This window comes from Nocardia sp. NPDC004604 (assembly GCF_040609795.1).
Classification (GTDB): Bacteria; Actinomycetota; Actinomycetes; order Mycobacteriales; family Mycobacteriaceae; genus Nocardia.
The window spans coordinates 54,709-77,082 of the sequence record NZ_JBEXLC010000014.1 but is presented as its reverse complement, the minus strand read 5'-3'; the positions used below and the strand labels follow the sequence as shown (position 1 = coordinate 77,082).

Below are 22,374 nucleotides of genomic sequence, written 5' to 3'. Positions count from 1 at the left end.
GATCACCGGCCAATCCCTGCACGCGTTCCGAGTCGAACCCTGGCCGGGGTAGCCTGGCGATAACCGCACAATTCCACGATTGACGCCGAAAGGCCCGATCCGATGAATGACAGCACACCGGACTGGCGGCGGGAGGGAGTGCGGGTCGTCCCCGGCGACCGCCTCGACCCCAAAACCGCGCAGACGCCCGGCATGTATCGCGAAGCCGCGATCAGCAATGCCATGGTGGGCGCTCAGAAGATCTGGGCGGGCACCGTGCGGATAGATCCCGGTGCGAAGACCGGCGCGCACCACCACGGCCCGCTGGAGAGCGTGATCTACGTGGTCGCCGGGCGCGCCCGCATGCGCTGGGGTGACCGGCTGGAGTTCATGGCCGAAGCGGGTCCCGGTGACTTCATCTACGTCCCGCCGTTCGTACCGCATCAGGAACTCAATGCCGACGACGATGAGCCCCTGAGCTGCGTGGTGATCCGCAGCGATCAGGAGCCGATCGTCATAAATCTGGACATTCCGATAGCGGAGAACCCCGAATCGGTCCCGTGGATCGACCCGCACCACCCGGCTCGGTAAGCGCCCGGATTATCGAGAGCTGCAACGGAACTCAGGCGTTGGCCGATACCGCCGACCGCACGTCCGGGAGACCGAGGTTAGCGCGCAACGTGGTTCCGGTGTATTCGGTGCGCAGCGTCCCGCGGTCCTGTAGCAGCGGCACCACCTTGTCGACGAATTCGTCGAGACCCCACGGGACCAGGTGCGAGCCGAGGATGAAGCCGTCGGAGCCGTCGTTCTGGACGAACGTATCGATCTGCTCGGCGACCTGGGCGGGGGTTCCGACCAGGGGGCCACGCTCGAACTGGTCGATCACCACCTCGCGCAGGGTGAGTTTCTTCGCCTCGGCGACCTGACGCAGGCGCTCGACCGTGGCGAAGCGGTCCTGGTGCACGAAGGCACGTCCCTGAATGATCGGTGCGGCATCGGGGTTCGGATCGATGTCCGGTACCGGGCCCTCCGGGTCGTAGCCCGACAGGTCACGGTTCCAGATCTGCTCCAGCAGGATCAGCGCTGTCTGCCCCGTGACCTGCTCATTGCGGATCGCATGGAATTTCTCGGTCGCCTCGGCCTCGGTATCGCCGAGCACGAAACTCGCCGATGGCAGGATCTTGATGTCCTCGGCTGCCCGTCCGGCCGCGACTGCGCGCGCCTTGATATCGCGGTAGAAGTCCGCGGCCTCGGGCAGCTTGCCGTACGGGGAGAAGATGGCATCGGCATTGGCCGCGGCGAATGCGCGCCCCTTCGGTGACACACCGGCCTGCAGGATCACCGGCCGACCCTGCGGGCTGCGTGGCACGGTGAACCGGCCGGAGATGTCGAATTGGTTGCCGTGGAAGGCGAATGCCCCGGCATCCGGGCGGGCCAGGAACCGGCCGGAATCCTTGTCGGCGACGAGATCGGCGGCATCCCAGGAATCCCACAGGGCGCGAACGGCATTCAGCGTCTCCTCGGCCCGTGCATAGCGGTCGGCCGGATCGAGGAATCCGCCGCGCCGGAAGTTCTGGCCGGTGAAGGCGTCGAAGGAGGTCACCACGTTCCACGCGGCGCGACCGTCGGATAGGTGATCCAGGCTCGCCAGCTGGCGGGCCAGCTCGTAGGGCTCGTGTATCTCGTTGGGAAAGATGCCCGACGCGACCGCTTCCGCCAACTCGGCGGCGGTGATATCGCGCAGTTCCCGGCGTCCGAAATGGGCAGCTGCACTGGGGGTTCCGGACACCCGGACCTGCCAGCCCGCTCGGCCGCGCGAGGTGTAATCGAGCGTAGCGATGGACTTCGAGACGTGGAACGGTTCGGTATGGGTGGTCGTCACCGTCGGAATGAGCCCGATGTGCTGGGTGACCGGAGCGACCCGCGCGGCGATGAGGTTCGCGTCGATCCTGGCCCCGACCCGGTCGACGGCATCGTCGCCAGGTGCGTGCCGTTCCCCTGGAACAGCCATGCTGTCCTCGATGCTCACGAAATCGAGTAGGCCACGCTGCGCCGTGGTGACCAGATCCGTCCAGTAGCCGGGACTGAACAGTTCGGCGGGCCGGGAGTTCGGCGCCCGCCACGCGGCCGGATGCCAACCCGCTCCATCGAGCGCGACGCCGAGATGCAATTGTGCCGGTGCCATCGTCTCCCGTTTCTGTGTCTGGGCGAATGTCATGTCCTGCAACGCGCGGCACCGGTGCGAGCCCATTCGAGCGATGCGCTGCCGGTGCTGCGCTGGTTCACCGATCTGTCGGCCGAGCTGCCCATTAAGTCCCATACCTGGTGGCCAGGTGGGGTTCGTGGCGCACGATTCCGCCCTGGCGTGGGCGCCCGTCAACGGTTGAGATCAGCTCGAGCGCTGGGAAATACCCTGCGCGCGAGCGGATTCGAAGGCCGCCACCGGATATGAATTGCGATGAGCGCAACCGGTCCCAGCGGTCGTGTGCCTCGCTAAGGTTCTCCGGTCGGACCCTCTTGCGGAGGAATGCGCGATGACCACCGAGTCGACCATCGACATCGATACCTCACTGCACCCGCTCGACGACCCGGTGCGGGCGTCGCTGTGGGGCGAGCACCACCGGTTCGCCAGTTGGGTGGGCCGCATCGGCCGCTACGACCCGGAAGTCGCCAGATTCGTCGGGCATCCGCCGGTACTCGACGATCAGGATTGGGCCGATCTGGCCACCCTGCTCGGCCCGGGCGGCAGCACCGCGCTGCGCGGCCACGGCCACGTGCCGCCGGAGGGCTGGGCGGTGCTGAGCGAATTCGGCTCGGTGCAAATGGACGGCACTGCGCTGCGCGTGGCCCATGACCCCGAACTCGACGCCCTCACCACGGAGGATGTGCCCGAAATCCTCGACCTGATCGCCCGCACCGAACCGGGCCCATACGCGCCGCGCACCATCGAAATGGGCACCTACCTTGGCCTGCGAGTGGACGGCCGACTTGTGGCGATGGCAGGTGAACGCCTGCATCCGCCGGGCTGGACCGAGATCAGCGCGGTCTGCACCGATGCCGAATTCCGCGGCCGCGGATTCGCCTCACGCCTGATCCGCGCGGTTGGCGATGGCATCTGTGCCCGCGGCGAGACACCGTTCCTGCATGCCGTCGCCCATAATGCGACAGCGATCAGTTTGTACGAAACGCTCGGATTCACCCTGCGCAAACGCTCGCCGCTGACGATCGTGCAAGCACCATCACCCATTGGCCCGACTCCGAACTAGCCGTCGACTTCCGCTCAGGAACCCGCGCGGCATTCGTTCGGGGCGGGTTCGCCGCGCAGTCGTCCGTCGAGCCAGCCGATCTCGCCGGGGAAGCCGGTGAACAGGGCGATGATGTGCTCGCCGGGCTCGGTGCGGTGTACCGCGGGGACGCCGCGGGCGCATTGGTCGCGGTAGAGGTTGTAGCCGTTCTCGAAGGGGATCCAGAAGTCGGTGGCGGCGTGGTAAATGTAAAGCGGGACACCGGATTTCCGGTTTGTCAGGTCGGTCCGCGCGAAGATCGCGTCGGCGATATCACTGTCGAGTGGGTCGGCGATATCGGCCGCGACCTCGATCGGGATGCCGACCACGCCGAGCGGGCCGTTGCTGTCACCGCAGGTGTCCTTGATCGGCGAGGATGCCACCCACTGTGCCAAGTGATTCATATGCTCGAGAATCTCCGGGTATTCGCGGCCCATCGCCAGCGCGACGGCCAACAGAATGCCGGATTCGGAGCTGCCATCGAAGCGATGTGCGACCATTCGATAGTCCGTCACCAGTCCCCCCATGGCCGCTCCGACCACCACACCGGCCAATTCCGGTGCATACTCGTCGAGCAGCATCGCGGCCGCATACGATGCGATCGCGCCGCCGGAATACCCGCCAACGGCGAAACGGCTGCCCTCGAACTCCGCTGGAAACAGATTGCGCACCGCCCGAATGGCATCGAGCACCACATGCCCGGCGACCTTCGGTTCCGCGTACACCATCCACGGACCTTCGTGATCGGGAATGAGCACCGCATAGCCACGGCTGATCGCCCATGCGGTGGTCGGCGGGAACAGATCATCCCCAAACAAATTGTTGCGCAACCCGTGCGCCATCGCATAGCTCGTCGTGCAGTTGAGCCCGAGCGAATTGATCGGCAATGCACTCACCAGCACCGGCTGCTCCCCCGGACCGGTCCACGCGGCGGCGGGAATCATCAATGTCGCGGTACCGAAGGACGGCCTGCCCGAGGCGTCCGTCGTCCGGAACTTCAGCAGCACCGCCCGGCTGATCGGCTCCGTCACCAGCAGCGCGGAAGCCGCGGTCACATCACGCCATTCGACGGTATCGCCAGGGGCGAGTGCATCGAGACCACTCGGCCATTCGTCGAAGATCGGATCCCCCGACGGCGCGGACCGCACCGCCTGCCACAATGCGGCGAGTTCGGCGGGCAATGCGCGCGTCAGCGGTGATGGCGCCGGCGCGAACGATGGGGCCGGAATGGTGGCATCGATCCACTGCTGTAGCTCGGACGGCACCGAACCAGCTGGCTGCGTCGGCGGTTGCGGGTGTTCGGAAATACCGGGGCCGGCTGATGCGGGCACCGGGCCGACCAATAGTGAGCAGCCCACCATGGCCGCAACGACAACAACCGCTCGGAGTTTCGACATTTCGATCTGCTCCTCCGGAATCCGAGGCCGCCCCTTGAGCGGCCAGACTATGTCGCACCGGAACCGCACTCAGCGCGGTTCGAACTTCTCACGGTCGAGGCTGTCTTCGGTGTGGCTCCGGCACGAAGCCGAAACCCACGGGTACGCAGACGATAAAATGAGCGAGGCTCGGTTATTGTAACCGCAGGTAGGAGGGGCCGAAGGAGGTCGGTCAGCGCCGCCGTCCGTCCCAGGATCGCGCGAAGGCAACCCGCGAGCACATTCTTGTCGACATGCACCGGGTGTCCCGGGCCGCAAACCCCGATCGAAATCCTCCGTCCCGCATACGTCGACCGAACGTAGGGTTGGCCGCACAGATCAGTCGCGTTCGTACGTCCCGGTCAGCTTGCCTCGGGCGATAACGTGTCCATCGATCGCGGACAGCATGCTCGTTCGGGTCGCGTCGACGCCGAGTCCGCTGGGTTGGTCGAGGGCAAACATCTGAAAAATGTAGCGGTGTGGGCCATGGCCGGGGATCGGTCGTGGCCCGGCATAGCCGCGGCGTTTGAACGCACCGAATCCGATCCGCATCATCGGATCGCCCGCAGTGGAAGTCGCTGCGGCCGAATCGATTTCGAGTCCACCTTCGGGAATGCCCATCGTATGCGGGTCGACGCCGGTGACCAGTCCGTGCACGATCGGCCGCGGCAACGGGACATCGGGGTCTTCGATAATGAGGATCAGCTCCACTGCGTCAGGCGGAATGTTCGACCACTGCAGTGGTGGTGAGATGTTGTCTCCCACACCGTCTCCCGCGTAGCGGCGCGGTATGGCGGCGTTGTCCCCGAAGGCGTCACTGGTCACCGTAATGGTTTCTGGTGCGCCCTTGGCGGCCGGGTGGTGCCAGGCGGTACTGCCGAGTCCCGCGCGCACGGGGCGCAGCAGACGGCCGATCATGCGCCTGATCCACTGTCGACGGGGATCGCACCGGACCGCAGGACATCGCGCAGTTCGATGGGCAGATATCCCTGTTCGGCCAGGCGGGCGAGCACGCCACCGCTGGCGAGGATTTCCAGGATCAGTGGTGGTAGGGGCACGGTGTGTCCGTCCGCACCGCTGATCTCGTTGCAGAATTCGCCGGTGGCGATGTCGAAGCTGCCCTGATCGCCATCGTCGAACAGGTCGGTCACCCCGGGGGCGGCGAGTGCGGGCAGGCCTGCGTTGACGGCATTGCGGAAGAACAGCGAGTTGAAGTCCTCGGCGATGAGTGCGGCGACGCCGAGGTGGCGGAACAGTGCCGCGACGGGGCGCGACGATCCGACCCCGAAGTTCTTGCCCGCGATGACGATATCGCCGGGCTCGACGAGATCGGTCCAGCCGGGCCGGATTTGGTAGAAGACATGCTTCGCGGCTTCGGGAATGTCGAGTTTCATCGCGAAGGCGGGATACATGGCGTCGGTGTCGATGGATTCGCCGAAAACCCAGACCCGTCCGGTAATGGTGGTGTTCATGCGGTGATGCTCCGTGGATCGGTGATGTAGCCGGTGACGGCCGAGGCGGCAACGGTCGCCGGAGCGGCCATATAGATCTCGGCTTCGGTACTGCCCATGCGGCCGGTGAAATTGCGGGTGCTCGAGGTCAGGCACACCTCGCCCGGGCCGACAACACCCATGTGGTAGCCGAAACAGGCGCCGCAGGTGGAATTGGTGACGACGCCACCAGCGTCGGCGATGTCCTGTAGGTAGCCCAGTCGCATCGCGTCTCGGTAGACCGTCTGGGAGGCGGGCGTGACGAGTAACCGCACCCCGGGGGCGACGGTTCTGCCGCGCAGGATCTCCGCGGCGATGCGCAGATCGTCGAGCTGACCATTGGCGCAGGAGCCGATGAATGCCTGATCTATCCTTCGTGTTTCGATCCTGGACACCGGTAATCCGTTGTGGCTGACCGTGCCCGGCCGGGCGATGTAGGGCTCGAGGGCGGACAGGTCGACGGTGCGGACATCGAGGTAGCTGGCATCAGGGTCGGCGTCGGCGGGTTGGTAATCGTGAACGCCGCGGTCGGTCAGGAAGTCCCGGAGCAGTTCGTCGACGCCGAAGGTGGCGAAGTCGGCCGATATTTCGGCGGCTTGGGTGGCGATGGTTCGCCGGTCGTTGAGGGGCACGCTCGACAGGCCGGGGCCGCCGAATTCGAGGTTCTGGTTGGTGGCGTCGCCGTAGGTGTCGGCGATGTAGAGGAATACGTCTTTGCCGCTGATTTCTTTGGGCAGCACGCCATCGAATTCGTACCGGACGGTGGGTGCCACCTGGAACCAGGTGCTGCCGGTGCAAAGGATGGAGTAGAGCTCGGCAGGTCCAAGACCCCGTGCGGCGGTGTTATAGGCCCCGCCTGCGCAGGTGTGCGAATCGGTGCACGCCAGCACCTCGCCCGGCCTGGCCAGTCCGTTTTCGGCGATCACCTGGTGGCAGATGCCGTGCCGGCCCACGTCGAAGAACCTCTGGATGCCGAAGTCGGAGACGAACTTTCGCGCCTTCGGCCCGCCCTCGGCATCTTTGAGCGTGGGGGCAGGCACCGCGTGATCCATGATCACCGCGACCTTGTCCGGGTCATGGATGCGGCTGGGCGGAATCCACAGCGTCGCGAATTGCAGATCGATCATGACGCACATGTCGACATCGACGGTGACGATATCGCCCGGCGCGACCTGTTCCACGCCCGCTCTGCGGGCGAGCAGATTCTCGATCATGGTCATGCCCATGGGTTTTCACACTCCTTCGGTGCGGTAGCGCTCGCCGAGTTCCGACCACTCGGCCAGCCCGACGAGATCGAAGAATTCGGCGGGCTTCGATGGCAGCAGCGGCGCGGGGTCACGTCCGGCGAGTTCGGCGAGACCGGTGAGCATGGCGTAGGCCGCCGCGCCCAGCGGCAACGACGGGTGGATGGCGATCGCGTACCCGAGCTCGCGAAGTCGTGCGGTGGATTCGATCGGGGTCAAACCGCCGATAACGAGATTGATCAGCAACGGTGCCGCGACTTCTCGGGCGATGCGCTCGATCTCCTCGACTCCTTGTGGAGCCTCGACGAACAGGATGTCGGCACCGGCGTCGGCGTACACATTGGCGCGTTCGATCGCGGCGTCGATGCCGAGTGGGCCGCGCGCGTCGGTGCGCGCGATCACCACGAAATCGGGGTCGGTGCGGGCATCGAGAGCAGCGGCGAGTTTGCTGACGAACTCGCCGGTGTCGATGAGTTCCTTATCCGGCAGATGCCCACACTTCTTGGGAAAGGCCTGATCCTCCAACTGGATCGCGGCCACACCGGCCGCCTCGTATTCCCGCACGGTGCGCACGACATTGAGCGGGGCACCGTATCCGGTGTCGGCGTCGGCGATCAACGGGATATCGCCGAGCGTGCGCACCAGCATCCGGGCGCGTTCGACCATCTCGGTCTGGGTCAGCAACCCGATATCGGGCAGTCCGTATCCGGCAGCCGCAACGCCAGCGCCGGTCAGGTAGGCGGCGGTAAATCCGATGCGGCGCACCAGGGATGCGGAAAGGCCGTCAAAAACTCCCGGCGCGACTACGACGTCGTCAGCGGCAATAGCGGCCCGCAGGCGGGCTCGCGCGGCGGTCATCGGTTGCCGTCCAGGGCGCCTTGGACCGGCGCGGCAAGGAGATCGGCCAGTTCGCGGATGTCGGTGAGTTGGTCGAGGTTCAGTACCGCCCGCTGGATCGCATCCAATCGCGAGGCCGCCAGCAATGGGCCGACGAGGGCACGGTACTTGGCGATGACATCGTCATTGGTGACCGGATCGTCGGGACCGCCGTGCGGTTGCACGATCCGCTTCTCCAGCACTGTGCCGTCGGCGAGGGTGATCGACAGCTCCGTCGCGAAACGCTCTCGCAGCGGCCCGTTCTGGATGTTCTCGTCCAGCTTCACCTCGACCTTGTCGAGCAGGTCCCACACGTCGTCGGCGGCCAGACGCGCATCGGTGAACTGCGGCGGCAGGACCTGACCGTCGAGCAGGGCCACCGCGGCGGCGTATCCGAGATTCATCTGCGCGCCGATCGCGGTCAATGGACGCTCGGGCTGCCACCACCCGTGGTGATACACGGTGTGACCGACGCGAATCTCGATGTGCGAGACGGCTTTCGGATCGATGCCGTATTCGGCGCGCAGCTCGAGTGCGGCCTGGATGGTGCCGTGCAGGCCGCCCTGGGCGGCGTAGGACTTGACCATGACGAATTCGGTATGCCAGCCCGCGCCGAGTCCCGCGATCACCTGCGCCGGTTCGGGATCGTGTCCCGCACCGAAGACGGCGAGGTAGCCGCCGTACTGGCGGTCGAAGACCTGCTTGATTCCGGTGTAACCGCCCGCGGCCAGCCCGGCGGCATAGTAACCGTTGCGAGCGGCGAATCCGTGCTGCATCCGCTTGGACATCGCCTCGTACTGGGCCGCCATCAGCCCCGCCGACTGGGTGCCCGCCATACCGAGTGCGTCCTCCAACTGCTCGGCCCCGAGGCCACGCAATTTGCCAGCCGTCATCGCCGCGGTGTGGGTGCCGAAGACCGGTCCGCTGTGCCAGCCTCGCGACAGCATCTGCGCGCCGTGCAGGGCCAGGCCGACGCGTGGTCCGATTTCGAATCCGGCGATCGCGGCCACCAGGGCCGCCGCGCCAGACACGCCGTCGAGGTGCTGTGCAGTCGCCAACAGCACCGGCAGGATCAGCGAATTGTTGTGCAGCGGCGCGAGTGGATGGAAGTCGTCGAGTTCGAAGCCCTGGATGAAAGTGCTGTTGAGCAGCACAGCAGCAGGTCCGCTCGTGGTCGTGCCGGTACCGATGACCATCGCGTCCCCGGCCCCTTCCAGGTCGAGGACCGACCGGGCGGCAATCCGCGACCACGGCAACTGGGCACCGACCAGACCGCAGGCCACACCGTCGAGCATCAGGTGTTTCGCACGGACCTGAACCCGCTCGGGAATCGCGTCGAGGGTCAGTTGCTCGACCCAGTTCGCCAGCGCGACCGTGACACCTGAAGTAGTCGATTCGCTCATGCGCCCAGTGAACGGCAATCGCAACATTCGGCTCCGAAACTGAAGGAAACTCCACGGGCTATGGGAGGCTGCTAATGAAACATCCACACACTGCTCAGATGGCGTGGGTAATCAACACATCTCGGGATCGATGTGGTGTCCTCGGTGCCGCCACCTTCTCGACACCGGAGCGGAGCCTGCGGTGACCGCGGAACGACCGGCACAGCGCGGCGTCGATGAGGTCGACGTCATGCTGCTGGATGCCCTGCACGCCAACCCGAGGGCCAGCTTCGAGCGACTCGGGCCGGTACTGGGGATCTCGCCGGTCACCGCGGCCCGCCGCTGGCAGCGGTTGACCGAATCGGGCCGCGCCTGGGTTTCATCGGTACCCGGACCAGGGGTGGCGCTGACCGCGGCGGTGTACGAGGTGCAAGCACAACCAGGCTGCATTCTCGACGTCGCGCACGAGTTGGCAGCCGTTCCCCAAGTCGTCAGTGTGTACGCCACCGACGGCGCCTTCGACCTGCACACGCTGGTGCTGGCCGAAACCACGCCGGCCCTGAGCACGCTCCTGCTCGAGCACCTACCCCGCATTCCCGGCATCGCGAGAGCCCAGTCCCACATCGGCATGGAGTGGTACAGCGGGATCCACTGGCGACTGGGTGCGATGGATACCGACCAGCAACAGTCGGTTGCAGAGCCCGATGACAATCGCCGACGCACCACCCGCAACCGCACCCTCGAGTCCGAAGACCGCGACCTCTTCCTCGCCCTGCAGCGTGACGGTCGCGCCCGATTCCGCGACCTCGCACGCGAACTCGATACCTCCGAACATCTGGTGCGCCGACGGCTCGATTCGCTGGTCCGTCGCGGAATGCTGGGATTCCGAACCGATTTCACGCGCGGCGAGGGCGGCTGGCCGACCGAGTTCGTGCTCTGGTTGTCGGTACCACACCACCAACTGGTCGCCGCTGGCGCCGAGATCGCCGGATGGCCGCAGACCCGCATCTGCCTTTCCACCGTCGGATCCGCCAACCTGATGCTGATGGCTCAGGTCCACCAGGTCGGTGGCCTGACCGAAGTCCTCGAACGAATACGCCACACGCTGCCCGACGCCGTCATCGTCGACCAGCGACTCGTATTGCGGGCATGCAAATCCTGGGGTCGACTGCTCGACAGTGCAGGCCATGCCATCGGAGTGGTGCCGGTCGATCCCTGGGCGTCGGTCAGTGGGTCGACATCCTGACGTAGCGCTCTGCAGTCGCGCGGCCAATCGTCGCCGGCGCAGCGCGGGCGGCACGCCCTGCCTGGATCAACGCGTCACCAGATGTCGTCGGGGCCGACCGGTCGGTATTCAACCCGTGTGTTCCAGACCCCGATCATTGATCCTGAGTAGTCTTTGGATCGTCGATCGATGCTTTGGAGCCCAGTCGCCCTCGTGGAGCGGGAATCCCCATGGTCACCCATCGCAGGAATCCAATTGTCGCGGTCGTGGCGGTCGCCGCGTCGATCGCACTGTTGATCGCGGCATGCACGTCCGATCGGTCCAAACCATCGGGCGGTAGCAATGCTGGCCCCAATGCCGCCCCGGTCGCCTATCGGGAGCCGGTCGAACTCGCGAGCAAGGACGGCGTGCTGGAAGTGCGACTGTCGGCGCACCAGGGCACCGTTGCCCTCGACACGGTTTCGAAACCGGTCTCGAACTTCCTGGTCTTCGGTTACGAACTGATCAGAGGCACCGCCTCGGACGGATCGACCAAGGGCGACAACGGCTATCCGGCCCCGACACTGCACGTCGAACCGGGTGAGCGTTTGATCGTGCACTTCGACAACGATCTGCGCGATCTGACGATCAGGGACTATTACAACCCCGCTTTCACCCCGGCCGGCGGGGATGTACCGATCTACCCGCCCGCCCTCACCTCCTCGCCGCTGAACCTGCACACCCACGGGCTGCACGTGAGCCCCAATGGCAACGCCGACAACGTCCTGCTCGATATCCCGGCGGGCAAGGGCAATGTCTACGACTTCGCAGTACCACAGAGCATGCCGAACGGCCTGTACTGGTACCACAGCCATCGCCATACGGTCACGGCTCAGCAGACCTACAAGGGCCTGGCGGGCCTACTGGAAATCGGACGACCCGACGGCAATCTGCCGCTGGTGACGCGCAACAACATTCCGATCCGCACCATGGCACTGCAGTACAACTTCGTCTTCGACCGCAAAGGCACCGGCCACGAGTTGAACGATCCGAACTGGCCGCAATTTGTGAGCACACTGCGGCCACCAGAGGGAACACAACTCGCCGACGGCACGTACCGGCCGAGTCTGGCCCCGGTGAACTTCGCGCAGACGACCATCGGCTCGCGATATGTCACCAACTGGCACACCGGACCGCTATCGCCCGCCAACCATCGCGGGCAGAACCAATTCGTACCGACCAGCCTGCAGAGCTTCACCAGCGATCCGACGACCCAGCCGCCCATCTCGATCCCGGCCGACCCGAACCTGCCGGACAACCAGCGCGATGTGCAGTTCACGATCAACGGACAGTTCCAGCCCGCCCTGCGGCTGAAGCCGGGGCAGACCGAGATCTGGGTCCTGGCCAATATCAGCGACTTCGCCTACCTGCCGGTCACGCTCACCGAGACGGCAACGGGCAGCCATCCGAAATTCGCGATCGTCGGCCAGGACGGCGTCCCCTTCCCCGAGGTCCACCTGCCGGTCGACGGCGACGGCACCCGTCTCGTCATCCCGCCCGCGTCGCGGTACGCGATCGCGGTGACGATGCCGAAGACCGGCAATCTCATCCTCGAGATGCCCCCTGTGCCGGGAGCCCGCCCCGTCACGAATCCCGGTGTGCTCTATACAAATAACGGCACCGACAACCCACCCGCCGTCTTGGGAACGATCACCGTAGACCCCTCGGTCATCAGCTATGAAGACGGCTTCTTCACCTTCCCCACTCAGAAGCTGCTCCAGGTCCGGCCCGACAAGGGCACCGGACAGACCACGCCGTTCGTGCCCGGCCAGCAGCTCGACGCATACACCTCCTTCGTGGACGCCTCGGTCGGTACCCCCGATGTGCGCCGAAAGCTCACCGTCACAGGCGGATTCGGCAATGACAAGGCCAGCAGCAGCGATCCCAAAGCGTTCACCTACGAGTTCGACGACAACACCTTCCCGAATATCCCGCTGCTGCAGCCGCGACTCGACTCGGTCGAGGAGTGGCTGTTCACGAACCTGAACAACGACGAGCACCCGATGCACATCCACGTGAACGATATGCAGGTGATGGAGATCGTCGATCCGGTGGCGAATTCCAGGACCGGCGTGCAGATGTGGGCTGAGGACAACGTCAATGTGCCCGCCCCCGTGACCGACGAGTACGAGAATCCGCTCGTGCCCGCTTCGGTGACAATGCGCATGCGGTTCACCGAGTACACCGGCACCTTCGTGATCCACTGCCATCGCCTCAATCACGAAGACAACGGCCTGATGGCGCTCGTCAATGTCATCCCCGCGGTATCGACCTATGCGGTGGCGATCGCGGGTTCCCCTGGCATGCCCGCAACCGTGCGGGTCTACGACGGCAATGGCGACCGGCCGGTCGCGACGGTCACGCCGTTCCCGTCATTCGAGGGCACACCGACGGTTGCCATGGCCGATGTCAACGGCGACGGAGTGCTCGACCTGGTGGCCGGTACCGGTGCGGGAGTGGCCTCGGAAGTAGTGGCCTACAACGGCGCTGGCGCCGCGCCCTTCAGCGCCGAACTGACTCGCTTCGCACCGTTCGGGCCCGACTTCCGCGGCGGCGTCAATGTCGCGGGCGCCGATATCGAGGGCAATGCGTCGGCCGACAACATCATCGTCGGCTCGGGTCCCGGCATCGAATCCCGGGTGAAGATCTTCTCCTCGACCTTGCCCGGTGGGCGCGACAAAGCGCCCGAGCAGTTTTCGAGTTTCACACCGTATCCCGGATCGACGACCGGAGTCACCATTGCGACCGGGATGGTCGACAGCGCCTCCGGCCGGGCCAGCATTGTGACGGCGCCGGGGCCGGGAGACGCCCCGCGGGTGAAGACCTTCCGCTATGACCTGTACCCGCCGACCGCCGCGGCGAAAGGCACGCCGGAGGCCGGACATTCCGGTGACCCGATGATGACCTCGGAATTCCTGGCCTTCGACCAGAGCTACCGGGACGGTGTCTCGCTCTCGACGGGATGGGTGGCCGGTGCCGAGGGCGGGGCGCAGAGCATTGTCACCGGCATGCTCGGCGGCGCGGGCACGGTGCGCGTGTGGTCGAGCGGATCGCGTCTCGACGGGCAGCCCGCGATGTACACCGAGAGCCCGAACCACCATGCGGGCCCGATCGCGTTCCGCGAGGTCACATCGTTCGTCCCGTTCGCCGACGGACCTGCTGGTATCGGGGTGCGAGTGGGGACCACCAGCACGACCTCCGGTGCGGATCTGCTCGTCAGTGGGCAGGCGGGCACCGGGGCCGAGGTCCGCAAGTTCGGACTCGGCCGCGCCGACCCACCGGCCACAACCCTGACATCGACGCTATTGACCGCGATTCCCGCACCGGCCGGACCCGCGCCGCTCGGCGGCCGATAGCCGGGTCAGGGCAATGTCCAGAGTTGGGTTGTCACCACGTAGAAAATGACAGCCCACACCAGCATGATGGCGGCGACGATAACGATGCCCTCGCGATTCGTCTTGGCAGCGGGAGCATCCGGAGGCGGCCATAGCCACCGCCGCAGCAACCGGTTCACGTAATACGGCATCGTCAAGAAACTCATCACGAAGCTGGACAGCAGATTGCCGATGAGCAACCCCAGCCAGAGCGGCATGTGCAACGGTGACAATGCGAGGGTGAGCAGCACGACCGTCGGGTAGAGGCCGACCCACACCGCGAGGGCGGTCTTGGTATCGGACGGACCCGGAATGTCACGTCCGTTCTCGTCGAAAGCGAACCAGCTGCCGAACGAGTTCTCGATGGTGCGCAATTCGAAGTCGCTGAACTTCTCGCCCTCGGTGAGAAGTTCCTGGCGCCGCTTCGAGGTGAGCCAGGTGGCCAGATTCGCCGCGGTATCGAAGCGGTAGAGCGCGGTCCACTCGTCCTGCACACCATCGATGGGGCGGAAGAGCTCGGTACCGCGAAAGCCTTCGAACTTCGCCTCCTCCCGGCTCAGATGTGCCTGCCACGCAAGGAAATCCGCGACGCTGTCGGGCGCCACGCGATGGGTAACGACCACCGTCACGAGGGGATCGACGGGCCGCGCACCGCCGCTGATGACCTGCTGAGTGGCGGGACCGTCGAAGTATTGCTGGCCGCGGTCCAGGAATTCCTGACGGGTGGCGCTGTTTATCCAGTCCTGTAGATGACCAACCGAGTCGAAGCGGTAGACCACGATCCACTCCCGCTGCACTGCAGTGGGAGCGGCGATCTCCGCGCCGAGGAATCCGACGTGACCCGAGGCTGCCGCATTCAACTGCTCCTGCCAGATCCGGAAATCTTTCTCGAAACCCGGGCGCACCCGCTGGCCGATAATGACCGTCGCCGCACTGCCGCTACCTTTCCCGGCGTCCATCGCCCTCTCCTGACGGATCGGCTCGCGTCGGAACCGGCGCGTTCGCAATGAGTCGCCGGTAGATGCGCTCGGGAGTCAGCGGCAGCGCGCGGTATCGGATCCCCGTCGCGTTCTCCAGCGCATTGGCCAGCGCGGGCGCGACCGGGTTGACGCAGCACTCCGCTATCCCTTTCGAGTGCATCGGCCCGACGGAATCGGCGGAGTCGACCATCAGTACTTCGGTGCGGGGAATATCGGCGTAGGTCGGGATGCGGTAGTTGCGCAGATTCGGGTTGACCATGACGCCGTTCGTGTCGACGTGGAAGTTCTCGGTCAGCGCGAAACCGATGCCCTGCGCGACGCCGCCCTCGATCTGGCCCCGCACCTGGGCCGGGTTGATGAGGACACCGGCATCGGCGGCGTGCACGCTGTAGAGGATGCGGATCTCACCGGTCATCCGGTGCACCGCGATGCGAAATCCGTGGGAGTTGAAGACGACACTGCGCGGCGATCCGAATGCCTTGCGCGCCTCCGTCAATCGAATGCCGCGCCGGTGCGCCACATCGATCAGCTCCGATAGTGACAGCTGGCGGCCACCACAGCTGACCCCGGTGTCGTCGATCGCGCACGAAGCGATATCGACGCCCATATGTGCGGCCGCCACAAACAGGATGCGATCGCGTAAGGCATCGGCGGCCCGCAGCACCGCGTTCCCGGCGACGAATAGTCCGGCGCTGGCGAATGCGCCGGTATCGAATCCGGTTCGGTCGGTATCGGATTGCACCAGACGCACCCGTGATGGCGTGGTGCCGAGCTGATCGGCCGCGATCTGTACATGTGCGGTCGGGGTGCCCTCGCCGAATTCGACAGTGCCGACGGCGAGTTCATAGATGCCGTCGTCGCCGAGGGTCAGCCAGGCCTCGGAGAGGTGGTCGGTCGGTGGCGCGGTCTCGTGCAGTGAACTGGCGGTGCCGATGCCGATGAGCCACCCGTCGCCCGGTGGCGGTTCGGCGGTATTGCGCCGCAGCGCGTCGTCGACGAGATCAATGCAGCGCCCGAGGCCCTCCTCGCGGAACATGACATCGTCCGGGCCGTCGTCGAATGCCACGAGCGCATCACCGGGGCGCACGATATTACGCCGCCGCAGCTCGAGCGGATCCATATCGAGTGCGACCGCCAGCTCGTGCATGGCGGATTCCATTGCGAACGCGGGCTGGGTCATGCCGTAGCCGCGCAGCGCACCGCTGGGCACGGTGTTCGTATAGACCGAATAGCCGTCGAATTTCTTGTTGGGGCAGCGATAGATCGCGACGGCGGCGCCACCGGCGAACAGCGTTTCGCCGCCGTGGTTTCCATATGCACCGGTATTCGACACATTGCGGACCTGGATCGCGGTCAGCGTGCCGTCGGCGCGCGCACCGAGCTTGACCGTCATCGACATCGGATGCCGCGGCGACGCCGTCGTGAACTCCTCTTCGCGGGTGAACTCGAAACACACCGGCCGACCGGTGTCCAATGCGGCGAGTGCGGCCAGATCCTCGGTGATGACCTCCTGCTTACCGCCGAACGCGCCGCCGACCCGCCGACAGAACACGCGGAGCTGATCGGGACGCAGGTCGAACAGATAACCGAGCTTGCCCTTGGCGATCGACGGGGATTGGGAGCTGGTCCGAACGTGCAGTCGGCCGTCTTCGAGCCAGGCGATCGATCCATGCGTCTCGAGATGCGCATGCTGTACGCGCGGCGAAGAATAGGTGCCCTCGTGGATCACATCGGCCTCGGCGAATCCCGCCTCGACAGCACCGACGTGCCCGTGGATCTCGAGCAGAATATTGTGCTCGGGATCCCGCACGAACGGGTCGTGCGAGCCGTGCAGCTGGGGCGCGCCGTCGGCCATCGCCGCTTCCGGATCGAAAACCGCGGGCAGCACCTCGTATTCGACGATCACCGCGCGACAACCCGCTTCCGCCGCCCCGACGGTGTCGGCAACGACCGCGACCACCCGCTGACCGACGAAGCGCACCACATTGTCGAGGATGTAGGTGTCGCTGGGATCGACCAGGTGATCGGTGTGGATCGCGGTCGTGAACCGCTTGCGCGGCACGTCCTCCCAGGTGTACACGCGATGCACACCCGCAACCGCGAGCGCCGCGGTGGTGTCGATCGATACGATGCGGGCATGGGCGTGCGGCGAGCGCAGCACCTTCAGATGCAGCATGCCCTCGATCGCGGTGTCCATGGTGAATTCCGCACGCCCGGTCACCACCTCGGTGCCCGCCGGAGCACCGACGCTGGTGCCGACGGCTCGGCCCGACAGCGCGACCTCGATCCCGACGACACCGCGCACCGCGTCTTCGATCGCCCGGTAGCCGGTACAGCGGCAGAGATTTCCCTTCAGCGCACGCGCCAGATCTTGTTTCTGGGCGTCGGTGAGCGCCACGCTGGTCATGATCATGCCCGCGGTGCAGAAGCCGCACTGGAAGCCGGGAGCGTCACGGAACTGCCGCTGCATCGGATGCAGATTCGCAGGCGAGCCGAGACCCTCGATCGTGGTGACCGCACGTCCCTCGGCGCGGAATGCGGGCGTGATGCAACTGTGCACGGGATGCCCGTCGAGCCAGACCGTGCAGGCGCCGCAATCGCCCGCGTCGCACCCCTTCTTGACACCGTGCATGCCGAGCGAGCGCAGGAACGTGCGCAGACATTGACCGGGATTCGGCTCGTCTTCGAAGGTGTTTCCGTTCACGGTGTACGTCATGCGGAGCCGCCTTCGGTGAGCTCGACGCGGATCTCCTCGGCGAAGTGCCTCGCCAGGTGGTGGCGGTGGTCGGGGGTGCCGTTCGCATCGCCGAACCACAGGTCATCGGGTAGGGCGTCGATGCGCTGCCGCAGCGCCGCGGCGTCGGGCATGCTGTCGAATGCCAAGCGCACCGGACGGGTGGTGCCCGCGGTGATGGTGAGCAACAGGTCCGCGGTTCCCGGCGACCGGGTGGCGATCATGAACAGCGTCGAGCGGCCCAGCCGCGTCAGAGAGAAGCGCCGATACGCGTAACGCTTGCGCAGCGCGACGACCGGGATATCGACGCGCCGCAGGATCTCGCCGGGCGCGAGGACATTGCGGCGGTCGCCGATGACAAAGTCGGCGGCATCGATCGTGCGTTCGCCACCATCGGCAGCCCACAGGGTGTACGTGGCTTCGAGCGCGACCGTCAGTGTGATCATCGGGCCCGCGGGCAGCGACATGCAGATATTGCCGCCCACTGTCGCCGCGTTCCAGACCTTGAACGAGGACAGGAGCGCCTCGCAGCAGGTGCGGAACAGCGCGCTGGCGGGCCGGTCACTCGGCGGCGCAAAGGCATTCAGCTCGGCGATGGTGCATGTCGCGCCGATCTCGAGGCCGTCGGCATTGGGCACCAGGCTGTCCCAGCCGAGTGCGGTGAGATCGATCAGACGGCGCAGTTCCGGCTGCTCGGTCGAGAACAACCACGTTCCTCCGGCCAGCCACGCGTCACCGTCGCGCCAGTCCGCGCCCGGTCGGTCGGCGGGTCGCCGAACGATATCGGTGATCGTATTGAGATCCATAGCGCCGCTCCTTCGGAGAAGGTGCCGTGCTGCCGATCGCCCGCCGAGTTCGTCGCGCCACGAATCCGCCCTCTCGGGGGCATCGCCGTTCATGTACTCGCTTGCACGTCAACGTACCCGACTCGACGAGGGCCATGGCGCTGATCAGCCCATATGCCTACAATCCCAGCCCCTGCGCCAGTACCGGCCAGGACGCCCTCAGTTCATCACCCCAGTAGCCCCAGGAATGGGTGCCGTACGGACGCAGCTCGACGGTCGCGGGGATATCCAGATCCGCCAACCGGGCGGCCATATTGCGTGTGCACTGCTCCACCGCGGCCTCGATGACGCCGCCGACCAGGATCTGGTTCGCCAGCGCGGCTCCACCCCCGACCAGATGCCGATCACCGGCCTTGTCATAGGGGCCGGGCAGTCCGTTCCCACTCGACAGATACAGGCTGATGCCACGCAGCCCGGCCGCATTCAGGTACGGATCGTTGGCGCCCCACATCGGATCGTCGGGTGGGCCGTACATATTCACGGCATCGCCACCGCCATAGGCCACCGTGATACGGACATAGGACTGGCCGACAGCATCGGCTATCTGCGCGCATCCGCTGTAGGCCGCCACCGCTCGGTACAGGCCGGGTTTCGCGATCGGCAATTGCAGTACCGAGGTACCCGACATCGACACGCCCGCAATCGCATTGATCCCGTTGGTACCGAGAGCGGCATCGATGAGCGGAGGCAACTCCTCGGTCAGATACGTCTTCCATTTCATGACGCCCAGTCGAGGATCCGGCGCTCGCCAGTCCGCATAGTAGGACGCGGCACCACCGACGGGCTGTACCACATTGACGTTCTTATCGTGCAGCAAGTCGGTTGCGCTGGTCAGCCCGTCCCACGACGCCTGCCCCTTCCCGCCGCTACCGCCGCTGAGCAGATACAGGACCGGACGCGGCGCGGAGATATCGGCCGGGCGCTGTACCTCCACGGTGAATTCGCTGTTCATCGCCGCCGAGAAGACGGTGAGAACGAGATGCCGAGCATCGATGACCCGGGTATCCACGATCCGCGAACCATCCGGCGAGGTATGTGCCCCATCGGGCACACTGACGCCCGGCTCCGCCGCTCCCGATGGTGTGAACGGTGTCGATGACAGCGTCGTACCGAATACGCCCGCCGCTAACACCATTGCCGCACTGCGCAAAAACGAGCGGTATCGCAACTCTGAGCCCTGCTTTTCCTACGCCACTGCCGATATCGCACAGCGGCGGCCACTTTCCGACAACTGAATCCGTCGCGCGGCACGGCGAATAACTCGTCGGCTGCGCGGCCGCGAGTCTCACACTCCCTGACGAACAGGAGGTTGCGCGTTGTTGTCTACGAAGGGGCAGCTTCACCCTGGGGTGCCGTTAACGACCGTGTCACCAGGTACATGAAGCGCTGTTCGGCCAGGTAGCGGCCCGCGATACTCGAATCCAGCGGGTCGGACCCGCGTCGCCGAGGACGATGAGGGAGGTTCCCTGACTCCTCGATAATTCCCGGTCTCAGCACGCACGATTATCGCAGGCCGCCGGCTACCTCGACTGTGGTGCCGGTGAGGTAGGAGGCGTCGGGAGAGAGTATGAACGCAGCGACCGCGGCGATTTCATGGGGTTCGGCCAGGCGCCCGAGCGCGGTCATCGATTTGATCACCGCCTCGGCGGGCGCGTCACGCAGCGCCGGCGGGATGTAGCGGCTCGCCGCTTCGGCAGCCATGTCGGTGGCGGTGCCACCCGGGGCGATCGCGTTGATCGCGATGCCGCGCTCGGCCAGTTCGGGCGCCAGGTTCAGTACCATCGCCGAGACCGCCGCCTTGCTGGCCGCATACAAGGTGTGCTGGTAGACACTGATGCGTGCGCTGATCGACGAGGTGAGCAGGATGCGCCCACCGTCGGTCATTGCCGTCACTGCTGCCTGAGTGGCAAACAGCTGGCCGGCCACATTAGTGCGAAACACTCGTTCGAAGTCTGCGGGCGTGATCGACTCCAACGCTCCGAAATGCTCGATGCCCGCGTTGCTGGCCAAGATGTCCAGCCCGCCGAACGCCGCGACCACCTGATCGACCAGCACTCGGGTCTGGTCGGGGTCGCTGACGTCGGCGCGCAATGCCACTGCCTGGTAGCCCTTGTCGGTCAACTCGGCGACGAGCGCGTCTGCGGACGACTGGTTCGAGACGTAGTTGACCGCGACCGCGGCACCTTCGGCGGCCAGCCGACGCGCGATCGCGGCCCCGATGCCGCGTCCGCCACCAGTAACCAGTGCCCGCTTGCCGGCCAGACGTGGAGAATCGCTCATGGTTCACTCCTCAACGAAATCGTTCGGACAAGTGATGATTCGGCTCGAGTGCAGGACGATCTGCGCATATAAGGCTAAGGGGCCCAGATATCTGTCACGTGCGGCGGACACGCTTCGGTGTCTATTCCTACGTTCGCTCGAAACGGGTCATCGCGGTAAGCGTCTCGACGTCGAAACCGCCGATCCCAAGGAGCTGGTGGACTTCCCATGGGATTACTTCGAAACCGCGATATCCGCGGGCGACGAAGGGTTCTTGGCGGCACAGGTCATCGAGTTCGGCCCTGGACATGTGACCGAAGACGATGATCCCGAGTTCGCCGTCGAGGCTCGGGCCGGAAAACAACACCTTGCCGGCCAGTTGCTGCTCGCGCATCCAGGCCAGGTGATCGTCGAGGCTGCGGTCGGTCGCCGTGTCTCGATCGCCAAGCCATCGGTGCAACGTCAGGTACCACATTTTCAGCCTCCTCGGTTCTGAGGTGCGACCGCGGCTTCGCGTACCGGGTCGCCACCGGAAAGCCCTCAGCGACGCCCATCCAATGGTTGCATCGATCCCCCGGAACGCATCGCCTCCGTCGATGCGGTACCGGTGCGGATCGCGGTCGCGTACTTCACCATCTGGTCGTACTGCTCGGCGATCAACTCCCAACGCAAACGTGCGGAATTGCATTCGATTCAGCATTCGACCGTTGGTGATACTGGTTTCCGGTGAATCTCCTTGCCCGCCAGCACTTGTGCGGCTCACCCACGTTCTGCACGACGGTGGGCACCCAGTGACTCGGATCGGCTGCGCGCTTGCGGCAAGCTCACCGCCGAATTGCGGCAGTCGCTCGGCGGCCGGAATCCCATCAGGTTTGTTCGCTATTTAGCTACAGTGCTAAATTGCTAACATGACCGAGGTCGACCCTGACGAGGAAGCCGGCGTGTTCCGCGCGCTGGCCGACTCGACGCGCCGGCAGATCCTGGAGGACCTCCGCTCCGGCGAGTTGACCGCGGGCGATATTGCCGCGAGGTTTCCGATCAGTGGTCCTTCGATCTCCCGGCATCTGGGCGTACTCAAGGCAGCTGGGCTCGTCCGAGAGCGACGAGCCGCCAATCGGATCTTCTACTCGCTTGTCGAGGAACGACTGGCGTTGTGTGTCGGCAGGTTCCTGAGCGCGATCTGCCCGGAACAGGTCATCGTCAGACAGCGCAGACTGCGAACCACGAAGAACAGGGGTGCCGAATGAG

At 65.5% G+C, this 22,374-nt stretch carries 19 protein-coding genes; 5 read left to right on the top strand and 14 right to left on the bottom strand.

Annotated features, from left to right (window positions below; all coding sequences use genetic code 11):
- The first annotated feature begins 102 nt into the window (after positions 1–102).
- Entirely contained in the window at positions 103–570 is a 468-nt protein-coding gene (locus ABZW16_RS08025) for a cupin domain-containing protein (RefSeq protein ID WP_354953438.1), read from the top strand.
- Positions 571–601: 31 nt separating this feature from the next.
- On the opposite strand, the gene ABZW16_RS08020 is transcribed toward ABZW16_RS08025, so the two are convergent.
- On the bottom strand, positions 602–2,164 hold the full coding sequence (locus ABZW16_RS08020) for an NtaA/DmoA family FMN-dependent monooxygenase (protein ID WP_354953436.1): 1,563 nt from the start codon (positions 2,162–2,164) through the stop codon (positions 602–604).
- Positions 2,165–2,513: 349 nt separating this feature from the next.
- Here ABZW16_RS08020 and ABZW16_RS08015 point away from each other — a divergent pair, with 349 nt between their 5' ends.
- The gene (locus tag ABZW16_RS08015; protein ID WP_354953434.1) at positions 2,514–3,245 is read left to right on the top strand and encodes a GNAT family N-acetyltransferase; all 732 of its coding nucleotides are present in this window, start codon (positions 2,514–2,516) and stop codon (positions 3,243–3,245) included.
- Positions 3,246–3,259: 14 nt separating this feature from the next.
- Here ABZW16_RS08015 and ABZW16_RS08010 read toward each other — a convergent pair whose 3' ends face one another.
- From ABZW16_RS08010 to ABZW16_RS07985, 6 genes are all read right to left on the bottom strand, one after another.
- Positions 3,260–4,660, bottom strand: a complete 1,401-nt coding sequence (locus ABZW16_RS08010) for a lipase family protein (protein ID WP_354953432.1) — start codon at positions 4,658–4,660, stop codon at positions 3,260–3,262.
- A gap of 357 nt (positions 4,661–5,017) precedes the next feature.
- On the bottom strand, positions 5,018–5,596 hold the full coding sequence (locus ABZW16_RS08005) for a YbhB/YbcL family Raf kinase inhibitor-like protein (RefSeq protein WP_354953430.1): 579 nt from the start codon (positions 5,594–5,596) through the stop codon (positions 5,018–5,020).
- Positions 5,593–6,138, bottom strand: a complete 546-nt coding sequence (locus ABZW16_RS08000; RefSeq protein WP_354953460.1) for a 3-isopropylmalate dehydratase — start codon at positions 6,136–6,138, stop codon at positions 5,593–5,595. The genes ABZW16_RS08005 and ABZW16_RS08000 overlap by 4 nt, the downstream gene beginning before the upstream one ends.
- A gap of 8 nt (positions 6,139–6,146) precedes the next feature.
- Positions 6,147–7,394, bottom strand: coding sequence for an aconitase/3-isopropylmalate dehydratase large subunit family protein (locus tag ABZW16_RS07995; RefSeq protein ID WP_354953428.1), 1,248 nt, complete (start codon positions 7,392–7,394; stop codon positions 6,147–6,149).
- A gap of 6 nt (positions 7,395–7,400) precedes the next feature.
- Positions 7,401–8,270 carry an isocitrate lyase/PEP mutase family protein gene (locus ABZW16_RS07990; RefSeq protein WP_354953426.1) on the bottom strand — a complete coding sequence of 290 codons (870 nt, stop codon included), beginning with the start codon at positions 8,268–8,270 and terminating at the stop codon, positions 7,401–7,403.
- A complete protein-coding gene (locus ABZW16_RS07985; RefSeq protein ID WP_354953424.1) occupies positions 8,267–9,691 on the bottom strand; it encodes an MmgE/PrpD family protein in 1,425 nt (474 codons plus the stop codon). The genes ABZW16_RS07990 and ABZW16_RS07985 overlap by 4 nt, the downstream gene beginning before the upstream one ends.
- A 181-nt stretch (positions 9,692–9,872) precedes the next feature.
- Between ABZW16_RS07985 and ABZW16_RS07980 the strand changes: the two genes are divergently transcribed.
- Together ABZW16_RS07980 and ABZW16_RS07975 are read left to right on the top strand one after the other, a co-directional pair.
- Positions 9,873–10,916 (top strand): Lrp/AsnC family transcriptional regulator, encoded by a 1,044-nt coding sequence (locus ABZW16_RS07980; protein ID WP_354953422.1) that lies wholly within the window; start codon positions 9,873–9,875, stop codon positions 10,914–10,916.
- A gap of 209 nt (positions 10,917–11,125) precedes the next feature.
- On the top strand, positions 11,126–14,290 hold the full coding sequence (locus tag ABZW16_RS07975) for a multicopper oxidase domain-containing protein (RefSeq protein ID WP_354953420.1): 3,165 nt from the start codon (positions 11,126–11,128) through the stop codon (positions 14,288–14,290).
- Positions 14,291–14,295: 5 nt separating this feature from the next.
- Here the strand turns inward: ABZW16_RS07975 and ABZW16_RS07970 are convergent, their stop codons facing one another.
- The 7 genes from ABZW16_RS07970 to ABZW16_RS07940 all read right to left on the bottom strand — a co-directional run bounded on the left by ABZW16_RS07970 (position 14,296) and on the right by ABZW16_RS07940 (position 21,762).
- Positions 14,296–15,267 (bottom strand): antibiotic biosynthesis monooxygenase, encoded by a 972-nt coding sequence (locus ABZW16_RS07970; protein ID WP_354953418.1) that lies wholly within the window; start codon positions 15,265–15,267, stop codon positions 14,296–14,298.
- Positions 15,248–18,004, bottom strand: a complete 2,757-nt coding sequence (locus ABZW16_RS07965) for a molybdopterin-dependent oxidoreductase (RefSeq protein WP_354953416.1) — start codon at positions 18,002–18,004, stop codon at positions 15,248–15,250. The genes ABZW16_RS07970 and ABZW16_RS07965 overlap by 20 nt, the downstream gene beginning before the upstream one ends.
- Positions 18,001–18,828 carry an FAD binding domain-containing protein gene (locus ABZW16_RS07960; protein WP_354953414.1) on the bottom strand — a complete coding sequence of 276 codons (828 nt, stop codon included), beginning with the start codon at positions 18,826–18,828 and terminating at the stop codon, positions 18,001–18,003. The genes ABZW16_RS07965 and ABZW16_RS07960 overlap by 4 nt, the downstream gene beginning before the upstream one ends.
- Positions 18,829–18,985: 157 nt before the next feature.
- Positions 18,986–20,002, bottom strand: coding sequence for an alpha/beta hydrolase family protein (locus tag ABZW16_RS07955; protein WP_354953412.1), 1,017 nt, complete (start codon positions 20,000–20,002; stop codon positions 18,986–18,988).
- 368 nt (positions 20,003–20,370) lie between these two features.
- Positions 20,371–21,147, bottom strand: coding sequence for an SDR family oxidoreductase (locus ABZW16_RS07950; RefSeq protein WP_354953410.1), 777 nt, complete (start codon positions 21,145–21,147; stop codon positions 20,371–20,373).
- A gap of 127 nt (positions 21,148–21,274) precedes the next feature.
- Positions 21,275–21,601, bottom strand: coding sequence for a YciI family protein (locus ABZW16_RS07945; protein ID WP_354953408.1), 327 nt, complete (start codon positions 21,599–21,601; stop codon positions 21,275–21,277).
- 65 nt (positions 21,602–21,666) lie between these two features.
- Positions 21,667–21,762 (bottom strand): hypothetical protein, encoded by a 96-nt coding sequence (locus ABZW16_RS07940; protein ID WP_354953458.1) that lies wholly within the window; start codon positions 21,760–21,762, stop codon positions 21,667–21,669.
- Between the two features lie 272 nt (positions 21,763–22,034).
- Between ABZW16_RS07940 and ABZW16_RS07935 the strand changes: the two genes are divergently transcribed.
- A complete protein-coding gene (locus tag ABZW16_RS07935; RefSeq protein WP_354953406.1) occupies positions 22,035–22,373 on the top strand; it encodes a metalloregulator ArsR/SmtB family transcription factor in 339 nt (112 codons plus the stop codon).
- The last annotated feature ends 1 nt before the right edge of the window (position 22,374 follow it).